Source organism: Streptomyces sp. PU-14G, assembly GCF_041028275.1.
Lineage (GTDB): Bacteria > Actinomycetota > Actinomycetes > Streptomycetales > Streptomycetaceae > Streptomyces.
The window spans coordinates 1-11,907 of sequence record NZ_JASKYT010000268.1; the positions used below are offsets into that span (position 1 = coordinate 1).

Sequence of the window (11,907 nt, forward strand, 5' to 3'; positions counted from 1 at the left end):
CAGGGCGCGCACCCCGTGCTGGGCGGCGAGCGCACGCAACGCGGGGGCGCTGTGCGAAGCCCTGCCGTGGACGTACAGCCGCGCCCGCCCGCGGACGTCGTCGCCCAGGCTGGACAGGAGCCGGGACAGTTCGGGCCACAGCGAGGCGTCGGGCGCGCACCCCGTGCTGGGCCGCGAGCGCACGCAACGCGTGGCCGCCGTCCGAAGCCCTGCCGTGGACGTACAGCCGCGCCCGCCCGCGGACGTCGTCGCCCAGGCTGGACAGGAGCCGGGACAGTTCGGGCCACAGCGAGGCGTCGAGTTCCTCGCCGGGGCGGCCGACCTCGATGGCCGGGCCCTCGGCGTCCACCTCGCGGGACACCGGGGCCGGTACCGCCGCGTCGGCGTCCGTCGCGTCCTCGTCCGTCGCGTCGGCGTCCGTGATCCACAGACCGGCCCGGGTCCCCGTGATCCGCCATCGGTCGGAAAGCGGCACCATGCCGTGTCCGAGGTCGCCGCGGCCCGGCAGTGGCGGGTTCCACCGGAGCAGCCGCGGAGCGGGCGCGGGCTCGCCCTCGCGGGCCGGGGCACACACCACCGCGTCCACGAACGGCCGCCACAGCGGGGCGCCGTCGGCTCCGACGAGCACGGCCCGCGCGGTGCCGCGTCCGCCGGGGGTGAGGAACGGCATGCCCGTGTAGACCACGACCTCGCTGCCGAGCAGGTCGGCCGCCGACTGGCCGGTGCGCAGGATGTCGCGGGAACTGCCGGGGGCGAGGCGGATTTCGGTCCGGAGGGCCGGGGGCAGCGCGCTGAGCACCTCGCCGACGTCGGACGCCGAGACGTCTCCGCCCCCCGGGACCCCGACCAGGACGGTCGGTCCACGGGGGTCCACCGGCACCGAGTAGCACAGGTCTCCCGGCTCCGGCTCCGTCGCGTGCGGTGCACGCGCCAGCAGCCCCGCGGGGACCTGGTGGATCACGCAGCCGCTGCCGGTGCGCTCGGGCACCTGCTCGACTCCGTCCTGCCACGCGGGCGCCGGCTGGCGCGTGCCCAGAGCCACCGGCCGCACCCCGGGCGAGAAGCTCCACCAGCCGCGTGTCCGGGGCCGATCGGGGCGTACGAAGAGCGAGCCGCCGGGGACGATCTCGACCTCACCGTCCGGGGCGATCACCTCCAGCTCCCAGGCGTCCGCCACCCGCCGGGCCACGGACGGCCGTTCCGGCAGTTCCTCCCCCGCGCCGGACATGACGAGCCGTACGGTGTGGGAGCCCGTCTCGCGCAGGGTGTCGAACACTTCGCTCAGACGCTGCCAGAACTTGTCCGCCGGGGCGCCGTCCGGTCCCGCTGTGCCGGTGACCACGGTGGTGATGCCCGGCTCGGCGCCGAACCGGTCGGACAGTTCGTCCATGTCGGTCTGGCTGAGCGTGGTGTCGTGGGCCGCGCGCAGCACAACCAACGCGCCGTATTCCTCGGCGACCAACGGCGCGTCGCTCCCCGGTCCGGTGGCGCCGGCCCCCTCGGGCGAGGTGGCGGGCGCGGTGGACCGCGCGGCCCCCCGTTCCGCCCTGCCCCGACCGCCGAACCACCACGACCGGCCACCGCCGGAACGCCTCACGTCGTCTCCCTTCGCACATGGTCCGGCTGAGTTCCAGCCGGACGTTGAGGTGGGCGACCCCCGCGTTGCCCTACACGTTCAGATGCTCGCGCCGCTCTACACGTTGGATGCTCGCACTGCCTCGAAAGTTCAGACGCGGCTGACCCCTGCCGAGTTGTACGGTCACAGCTGACCCGGGGAACGTGCCGGCGACGACGCGCGCTGTCAGCCGCGGGTTCACCGGTTCTTCCCCTCATCGGCGTCGGGGGCCTCCTGAGTATCCGGAGCGACCGAAGGGGCGTCAGGGGCCGGAGAGTCTGGAGAGCCGTCAGTGGTGTCCGAGGAGTCCGTCGCGGCGGGTGCGGCCACCTGCGGAGCGGCGGCGCCCTCGCGGGGTGCCGGCGTCGGCCACGCGGCCCCGGCTTCCTCGCCCGCGGCTTCCTCGCCCCCGGCCTCGTCGCCCCCGGCCTCTCCCTCGGGCAGTTCGGCCGCGGCGGCCAGAAGATCCGCCAGGCCCTCCGTGGTCATCACCATACTGACCGGCGCCGAACTGTTGATGCAGAGGCTGTGCTCCTCTGGCAGCCGCTCCAGCAGCGCGGGGACCCGCACCCGCTCGAACCCCAGGCGTCCGGCCGCGTGCAGATACAGGGGTGAGGTGAAGATCGGGACCACCGCCGTGCCGTCCGGCGCCGAGGCGCTGACGGGCTCGCCGCCCGCCGTGACCAGCACCGCCACCTCCGCCTTGGCCAGGGCGGCGGTGACGTCCTCCGCCGGGCCGTAGCCGGTGGTGGCGAGCTGGATGGCGGCGTCGACGTCGTCCTCGGGCTCGGGCCAGCCGAGCGCCTGCGGGGAGGGCTGGTAGTTCTCGTTGTCCTGCCACTCCACGATCTCGCCGTCGTCGTCGGAGCGCCACTGGCCCACCACGGCCCAGTCCGGCGGCGGGCCTTCGCCCTGCCACGCGGGGTCGGTCAGGTAGAGCCAGTGGTTCGGTGCGAGCTTGGCCGCCTTGACGAACTCCTCCGGCGGCTCCGGCACCTCGTCGTCGTCGGATATCCCGGTCGGCGCCGCCGCCCCGTCACCGGCGAGCGGTGCGGGTGCCGCGACGGTGTCCGCTCCGGCCTCCGCGGGACCGGTCGTCGGCTCGTCCGCTCCGGCCTCCGCGGGGCCGGTCGTCGGCTCGTCCGCTCCGGCCTCCGCGGGGCCGGTCGTCGGCTCGTCCGTTCCGGATCCGGTGACCGCGGCGGAAGCGCCGTTATCGCTCATGCTGTCCTCGCTTACTGGGCCGGCTGGCTCGCTGCTGGGAATGCCCGGCATGGTCGGTGGTACGGACGCGCCCCCGCGGGCCGCCCGGCAGCCCGCCACGCCCCCGAGCAACCCATGCCCCGGTATGCCCCGGTACATGATGCGCGCACCGGGACGGGCGGGGCCGCCGGGGCTCGGAATCCGGGAAGGCCGGCTTCCGGACCTCGGACAACTGATCGAGGAGATCAGGTACCCGCATCATCACATGCCCGCGCGGCCTCTCGTCCACCAGTTGAGCTTCTCCTGAGGGAGGGGCCACGCCCGACATGCTCCCTTCCTCCTACGGCGTTCCGGCGCTGCCGGCAGGCGCGCCGGTGCGGCCGACTCGGTCCTCGGCATCCCACAGCGCCGCCTCGAACGCCTCCAGTGCCGCTTCGAGTTCGGCGAGCGCCAGGGGGATCTCATCGGACTGCAACGACCACTCGCGTTGCAGCCTTCGGACCTTCTCGTACACCTCGCGCAGCGGGACCATGGCGCCCGGCAGCGCCGAGGACTCGGCACCCGCCAAAGCCGCCTCGATGTCCTCACGGTAGCTGCCGAAGCCGCGGCCGATCATCCGCCTGGCCATGGCCGTGGGCTGCGCCCCGGCCCGCCGGACGCCGCCGATCATCGTGGTGAGCGAACCCCGCAGCCCTTCGAGCCCGACGGCTTCCTGAACGGCCTCAGGCCACGGCGCGGCGCAGGTGTCATCCCGCGTCAGGCCCGGGTTGCGGCTCATCGCGGTCATGAACTCCCGTGCCAGGACGGGGAGCGCGATGCCGTTCAGCGGAATGGACGAGGGGCGGTAGGGGGCGACGCGTGCCTCGAAGAGCAGGAGGCCGTTCTCGGGGTCCACGCCCATGGCGCCCATGCCGAAGTCCGCGTCCAGGTCGCCGGTGTGCAGGGGGAAGCCCGGCGGGGGCGAGAGGAGGTCCTTCTTGAACGGCCCCTCGCCGCGGCCGTGGACGATCGAGTGCAGCCAGTCGACCCGGGTGGGCCCCTCGTTGAGATTGTTGTCCTTGTCCTCGTAGGGCTCCCGGAACACCCGGTCCGACGGGTCGTGGCCGAGCGCCCGCATGAGGTCCGGCATCTCCTGGCCACTCCGGCTCAGCAGCAGCGCGTCGATGTCGCGGCGTTCGTCGTCACTGAGCAGTTCGTCGCGGACGGAGCACAAGTCGCTGCGGCTCATCAGGGGGAAGGCCGCCACCACATGGCGGCGGATGACCCGTGCCTTGATCGGCCCCTGCTTCGCCCCGGCCCGCTCCAGGTACAGGACGATCAGCTGCACGAAACCACGGGCGCGTGGCGACAGGCGACGGCCGTGTTCCCGGTCGAAGAACTCCTCGACCTCGGACACCCGCTGCTGGAGTTTCTCCGCCTCCGCCGGTGCGAACAGATCGCCGACCGTCTTGCCGAGGTCCTCCAGGCCGGTCCCGTACGTGGACTGGAGCGTTGCCCCGCACCGGAAACTCCCGACCGTGACGGTCGTGTCCTGGATCAGCCCCGAGGGACCCTGCCCCGGGGCCGAGGCGAACAGGTCGGAGAGCTGGAACCGGTGGTCAGGGGCGGCCTTGGCCAGGGTGCGCATGCGCCCGACGATTCCGATGAGCTCGCGGAGGGCGTCCTCGGCCTGCCTCATGTCCGACGCCGGGTCCAGCACGAACTCCAGGTTGGACCGCGTGTACGGCGGATCGTCGGGCGTGTCGGTCTCCAGACGCCACCCCTTGCCGCGGAAGAGCACCACGCCCCGGGCGTAGAACGGCACGGTGAGGTCGCCGAGTTCCAGCTCGAAGCCGACCTTCGCCGTCAGTCGCGGCGAGAGGGGAGAGTCCGCCGGCTGCGGTCCGGCGAGGGCGACGCCCAGCTCCCGGGTGACGGCCGCGGCGAGTGCCGTGTCGATCGCGAGCGCGGCGGCGGGATCGAGGCCACGGTCGCCGTCGAGCACGGCCAGCAGCCGCAGACGCTCGTCCGGGGTGAGCGCGAGGTCGCGTACCGGCAGTCTGTGGTCCCGCAGGACCGCCTCGAACTCCTGGGAGGGCGTGAGCAGCACATCGGCCGCGGTCAGCTTCGCGGTGGGGACCTCCAGGTCGTCGGCCAGCGGCGGCAGGGCCGCGGCGTCCGGCAGGTCGGACACGGTCACCCGCTTGGCCGCCCAGGAGCGCAGCTCCTCCTCGGCCACCGGCAGTTCCACTCCGGCCGCACGCAGTCGGGTCAGCGCCTGCCCGAAGACGTCGCCTGGCACCTCGGCCGGATGCGGCGCGACGGTGGCGGTGTCCCCCGGCCGGGCGGCGTCGTGGCCCGTCGCCGCGCCCGGCTCGGCGGCCGGGGACGGCAGGGCGCGGACCTCCCGGCGGCCCTCCCCGCGGTCCCCCTGCGACTCCTGCGCCGGCTCCGGCGCCCTCGACTGCTCCGACTGCTCCGGCTGCGGCTGCGGCTGCGGCTGCCCACCCTGCGTTCCGAACGTGACGGACCCCGGCGCGGGGGCCGCAGGGGCTGCCGTGATGGTGGTGGTGGGCACGGTGGCGGCGGACGGCAAGGCCCTGTAGCCGGGGGGCAGCGGCCGGACGTCCCGCACCTGTACGAGGCCGAAGTCCGCCGCCGTCAGCGGGTTGCCGGCGGGGTCCGGCTCCAGGGCGACGGTGGTCTTCCCCGTCGCCGGATCGGTGTGGAACGTGGGCGTGCCGTACGCGGCCCACATCCCACGCCCCACCAGCGAGGCGCCCTGGCCCGGCAGGCTGTCCACGACCGGCTCGCCGGGGCGGGGCCGGGAGCGGGGCACCATGAGGACGACGGGGTGGTGCAGCGGCAGGGTGCCGGTCGTGTGGTCCCGGTGGATCAGCTCGGCGATCTCCTCGTGCGGCGCCGGAAGACCGCGCACCTCGACCCGGGCATCGTCGCGGCGGTCGGCCCGGTACAGCCAGGGCCGCGGGGCCTGCGGATCCCCGGCGCACCAAGGGGCCGGCACCGAGGAGTCGGCGACCAGGCTCCCGTCGGACGCACGCCGCAGCAGGGTGAGCACCGTCAGGTCGACGTCCAGGGTGCCGGCCGGGTGGCCGGTGACGTCGCGGCCGATCACCGAGGCGTCGTTCGCGGCCAGGAGCTGGGTGGTGGCCGCGTGCGCGCCGTTCGTCTCCAGGTGGGCCTCGGCCAGTTCGCGAGGCACGCGGGGGTCGCGCCCGCCGGCCACCGCGAGCAGCAGGTGCTGGCGCAGGGCGGCGAGGGGGGACGGACCGGGCGCTGCCAGGTGCAGGACCCGGGTGGCGAACCTGTTCACCTCCTGCTCACCACCGCTGGCGCGGAGGCGGAGCACCACCTCGTCGGCCTTCACGTGGGCCCACAGCAGACGCGACCGCTCCACGTCGCCGATCGGCGTGTGCGCGGGCAGCCCCAGGGTGCGGGCGGCGAGCTGGTCCAGGTCGGGGCGGCGCATGAGCGTCGAGACGTTGTCGACCAGGACGGGGAGCGGGACGTAGGCGGCCAACTCGGTGTCCGGGGCCCGCTCGATCCGGTCCGCGGCCCGCCACAGCACCTCGGCCATGGCCTTGCGCCCCAGTTTCCGGTGCGGTGCGTGCTGCGCGTGATCGGCCGCCGCGACGCGCTCGAACAGGTCGAGAGTGAACAGGGGGGTGCGGCGCAGTACGGGGTCGTTGTGCAGCATCCGCTCCAGCGCACCCGCGCCGCGCAGCAAGGTCGGGTAGTCGGTGGCGTTCCGCTCGATCCGGGCGCCGAAGACGGTGCCCAGCAGCCGGATCAGGCGCAGCGTCCGCTCCCGGACGGGCTCGGGGGCCGGGCCGGGTCCGTGGTGCAGTCCGGCCGTGCGGGCCCGGTCGTCCAGGGCGGCCCCCGCCGGTTCGGGCAGGGCCCGGTCCAGGCCGAACTCGGCCCCGCGGGGGTCGTTGCCGACGGCGAAGAACGCGCCCTCGGGGGTGGTGATGCGGGACAGGATCGGGCGCCGGGCCGCGTACGTCATGGGGCGCTTGCCGCCGGTGTCGTCGGCGCTCTCCTGGGCCTCGGAGGCGACGGCCAGTGGATCGGGGACGTAGGGCTGCGGGCCGAAGGTGCCGAGGAATCCCATGCCGCCCGGCTCCGCGCCGAAACAGGAGATCTTCGCGACGGGGTCCCGGTCCCGTTTGGCCCGCAGGCTCGGCCGCCGCCCCAGCGCACCGGTGGACCGCCCACCGCTGGTGGTGACCGTTCCGTCGGACACCGACCAGAGGGTCGCGCCGGGCACGCCGTGCTTGATCTCGAAGTACGGCTCGGCGCCGGGATCGTCCTGCCGCCAGGGCAGCTCGACCGGTGCGCTGACGGAGTGGGTGGCGGCGTCGTAGTGGACGAAGTGCGTCATCTTCGCCAGGTGCAGCGCCAGGAGGGCCCGCTGGCGCAAAACGGCGGGGTCCTCGGTGAGCGGGACGGACAGATGCCCGGTCGAGCGGTGGTCCCGCCCGATGACGGGCAGGGAGACCACCCGCTCTTCCCACTCCTCGCCCCCCGGCGCGGGCCCGGGCGCCACGGTGGGGTCGCTGAGCAGCCAGCCGCCGACGATGCCCTGGTCCGGAGACATGTCGATGCCGATCCCCAGCCGGCCCGGCTGGTCCGGCGCGAAGCCGAAGAGCACGAAGCCACTGGCGGACCACACTTCGCGGCCGAGCACGGCGGCGCTGCCGCGCGAGAACCGCGTGTCCCCGGCCGCCGCCAACGACAGGAGCATCAGCAGCGGGACGCCGCTCGGCAGCCCGTTCAGCAGCGGGTCGAGAGCGAGCAGTTCGACGACGACCTCCCGGCGCACCTTGCGCACGAACCCGTTGCGGCCCCGCACCGTGGCTGTCTTCAGGTCGCTCGTGGCCAGCAGCACGTACGGTGTCGGCCCGCCGCTCCACCCGGCGGAAGCCGGCGCGTCGAGGGCGACCGTGCCGTCCGGCTGCCGGACGGCCTCGTGGACGGTGTCCACGTCGAGGGGCACGTTCAGCGGCCTGCCGGTCCAGTTGATGCCGCTGACACCGTTCGGGGTGGTGAAGCGCACGCCGGCGTCGAGCGCACCCATCAGTTGGAGGTGGACCGCCGCGAGCTGGGCGAGACGGGTGGCGTGCGCCGTGGCCGGGTCCGACGCCAGCCGGAGCAGTTCGGTGTACTCGGCCAGGCTGACGGGCGTGTTCGGCTCAAGGGCGAGCACATACCGCGCGAGCGCGTCCAGGTCCAGCGGACCGCCGCGCAGCGCGGGGACGCCCGCCCGCAGCGCGTTGAGCCGCCGCAGCGCCTCCCGCGCCCCCGGGTGCGGCTGCCCGTAGAGGCTCCGTACGAGCGTGTCGTAGTGCGCCTCCGGGTCGTAGGGGGCGGCGGGCGTCACGGGCGCACCCGACGCCACGGACGCACCTGACGTCACGGACTCACCGGATGTCACGGACGCGCCCAACGCCACGGACGCACCCGACGTCGCGGGGTCGGTGGCCGTCGCGGGCCCGGCGGACGTCGCCGGGGTGGCGGGCAGGGTCGGGGTGGCGGGCAGGGTCGGCTGCGGTCCCTGGGCGCCGTCGCCGGTGGAGGCGAAGGACGCCGGTGCGCCGCTCAACCAGCCGTGTACCGGCACGCCGCCGGGGCCCTGCGCGGTGAGGGCCGTTCCGGCCGGCCCGTACGCGCCCCGCTCCCAGGCGCGCAGGGCGGCGAACTGCTGGGGCAGGGCATATCCGGACAGTTCCAGGTGCGTGCCCATGCGGCCGGCGGCCGAGACCATGGCGAACGGCAACGCCTGCGGGAACGGGGACCCGGCCGCCGGTCCGGCGTGCGCGGCGACCACGCCGTGCAGGCTGAGCCACGTCAGCGGGGTGCGGTCGCCCTGGGCCGCCCGCACCGCGTCGAGTACCCGGAAGCCGTGCAGCAGTGCCTCGAAGGCGGCGGTGCCGTCCTCCAGCAGCGGCCCGTAGACCAGCCGGATCGCCCGCACCCAGCGCAGCACGTCCGTACCGCGCTGCCGGTCGCCGGTGAACCGCTGGGCCAGCCGGGCGAGCTGGGCGGACGAGGGCTCGGGGCGGAACCCGGCCCACCAGTCGCCCTCGGCGAGCCGGAAGCGCGGTCCGGCGTGCCCGTCGCCGGGCACGATGCCCGGCTCCTGGCCCAGCCCCGAGGTCCACACCCAGCGGCCCCAGGCGGTGGCCAGGAGCTGACCGGCGAGCGGGTGCTCCAGCGGGTCGTGCGGGGGCGGTCCCGCCACGTCCGCGCCCAGGACGACGGCCGCGGTCCCCGCGTCCAGGGCGATCAGGTCGGGGTCGGCGGCGAAGAGGTAGTCCAGGACCGCGGCGTAGTCGAACTCCTTGCCCGTGCCGTCCAGCAGTCCGAGCCGGGCCGTCGCGGCGTTCCCGCTGAGGCCCACCAGGTACGCCTCCCCGAACGGCAGCTCCTGGGGCGCGCTCTCCGGCACCACCAGCCCGCCGGGGCCCTGGTACTGCTGGGACCACAGCAGGGACGTGTACGTGGTGATCTCGGGCAGCAGGCCGTAGGAGTTCTGGCGGCCGTCCCACTCCTGGGCCGGGCGCGAGGAGAAGCCCACCGGGTCCCCCTCCTCGGGCTCCGTGTGCTTCATCCGCGCCACCTGGTCCACCGGCACCCGCGTCCCGTCCAGCGCGGGGATGTCCCTGTTCCAGCGGATCGGCGCCGGCAGCCGCACGGGGTCGGCGAGGACGCGCAGGGCGCGGCGCGCGGCCTCGACGGTCTGCCGGGTCCGCGTGCGGTGTCCGCGGGGGGTACGGGCGAGGAGGTCGTTCGCCGAGCGGACCGCGCCGTCGAGCTTTTCACGGAGGCCGCCCGGCAGCGGGGTGCCCAGGGCGTAGGCGCCCAGCGCCTCCGCGAGGGTGTGGGTCTCGTGGGGGGACAGCAGTTGTGCGGCCGGGCCGTCGGCGACCGCCACGCCGTCCCGGGCCATCGCCAGGAACGGGGCGAGGGCTTGCACCACGGTGTTGGTCAGGACGCGCTGGACGGCGTCGCGCAGCACCGCGTCGGAGAGCGGAACCGCGGACTCGACGGCCCGCTGGTAGGCCGTCCGGCCGAACTCCGCGAGCTCGGCGAAGACTTCGCGGATCTCCTCGTCGGACATCAGCCCCATGCTGATCCCGTAGTGCCGCAGCTCTTGCAGGAGCAGGGCGACCGCCAGCCGGCCCTTGTCGGTGTCCAGCTTCCGGTAGTCCTCCATGCCGACGGACTCGTACTGGCCGACGGGCTTGCCCTCCGACGTCCGCCCCGTCAGCGCGGCGGTGAGGTGCTCGCGCGCGGTCGGTGTGTCCTCGTAGACGGTGTCGAAGAAGCCCTCCAGGAACGGTTCGCCGGCCGTCTCCTGGTAGACGGTCATGACCTGGGTCAGCATGGTGACCGTCATGTCGGTGATCCCGTCATGGTTCCCGTCGAGGAACTCGCGGATCCGCGTCCCCATGCTCAGCAGCGTCCGGTCGAACGGGTGCCGGGACGCCACCGACAGCATGTTCTTGGTCAGCCCTGCGTTCGTGCCGCTCACCGTCTTCTGCATGTTGACCGGCAGCGCGGCGACATGACCGAACAGCAGCCAGCCGTATCCCCACACCTTGTCGACGTCCGGGACGGCCGTCAGGAACGGCAGGAGTTCCACCGGCACCTCGGAGCCGGTGAGGTGCCGCACGAACTCCCCCGACAGCCAGCGGCCGTAGTCCCTCCCGGCCCTGAGCACCGGTTCGTTCTCCGGCAGCATCAGCCGATGCATGGCCAGGTCCTGGAGCCCCCGCAGGCCGACAGCGGGAACGCCGTCGGTGAGCTGCACGTAGATGCGGCCGTTGTATCCCGGGCGCTGGGGAAGGACCGTGGTGCGCGTACCGAGCTCGGAGGCCTCCCAGCCGGGGATGTCCGCCAAGAGGGTTGCCAGCGGCAGCCCGTCCGGGTGGTCGTTCGCAGTCCGCAGGCGGCGCCGCAACTGGTCGAACTGGGCCATCCCCTCCCGCGGGGACCGCCGCCGCTCGCCGGGGACGGTGGCCATCTCCCCGACGACGATCTCCCCGATGCGGGCGCTCCGCACGGTGGGCGGGGTCGCGCCCGGGGGTACTTCGGGCTGCCCGGAGGCGAAGTCGAAGTACTCCTCTGTGTCGGGCAGATACCAAAACGGCGTGCTGTCGGTCACCAGCACCAGGCCGGGCCCCCACGCCAGCACCATCCCCCCGCCCACCTCGCCTTGGACGCTCAGGATGTACCGCTCCTCGGCCTCCAGGCCGATGGCGCCGTAGTCGCGTCCTGTCGGCCTCTCGACCACCGCGTGCGCCGTGGACGAGGACTCGGTGAACGCGGGCAGCGCGTTCTCCAGGACGCGCCCGCCCCGGTCGACGACCACGGCCCGCGCCTCAAGGGGGGCCAGGTCCGGCGCGGTCGCCGACACCCGTCGTCCCTCGGGGGCCGACGGGTCCACCGCCACCACGCCGGTCCGCCCGCCCAGGTTGTACGCAGCCCACACGTGCCCCAGCTGACCGCCCTGGCGCCGTGCCAGCACGAACGCCACCGCGCCAGGCCCGGCGTCCGCCACCGCCCGCGCCACCGCGTCCCACGCGCGCACCCGGCGCCAGCCCGTCCCGGCCACCAGGCTCGTCCCCGCCGCGTCCGGGCCCACGATGACCGCCGTGTCGTCCACCCTGCCCGCGGCGCGCACCCCGCCGGGGTACAGCACGTCCCGCAGGCCGGCCACCAGCTTGAGGCATCGCTGCATCCGCAGCGCGCTCGCCGGAAGGGTCTGGGCCAGCCTGCGCGCGACCCCCTCCACCTGCCGCCGGGTCAGCACCGGGCGGGGCACCACGGGGGTGGTCAGCCGCCTGACCGCGGCCGTCCGCTGCCGGGACGCCCTGTCCTGCGCGGTCGGCTCCTGCCGAGGAGTGTCCGCGGCCCGCGGGGCCGGCGGGGTCACCTCGGTCGACGGCAACGGGTGGGGGAGGAAGGGCAGCTGGAGGGGGCCCGACCCGGTGCGCAGGACGAGTTCGACGGGCCGCCACGGGGGGGGGGGGGGGGGACCCCCTCCACCTGCCGCCGGGTCAGCACCGGGCGGGGCACCACGG

Annotated in this window: 1 protein-coding gene and 2 pseudogenes; all 3 read right to left on the bottom strand. The window is 74.6% G+C overall.

The window, feature by feature from the left end:
* Window positions 1-1,597: pseudogene (locus AB8Z75_RS25295) on the bottom strand (hypothetical protein); the annotation flags it as partial.
* 477 nt (window positions 1,598-2,074) lie between these two features.
* A pseudogene (locus AB8Z75_RS25300) lies at window positions 2,075-2,629 on the bottom strand (type VII secretion system-associated protein); the annotation flags it as partial.
* Between the two features lie 529 nt (window positions 2,630-3,158).
* Window positions 3,159-11,759: a lonely Cys domain-containing protein gene (locus AB8Z75_RS25305; protein WP_369205785.1), complete on the bottom strand. Its 8,601-nt coding sequence runs from the start codon at window positions 11,757-11,759 to the stop codon at window positions 3,159-3,161.
* Window positions 11,760-11,907 lie beyond the last annotated feature (148 nt).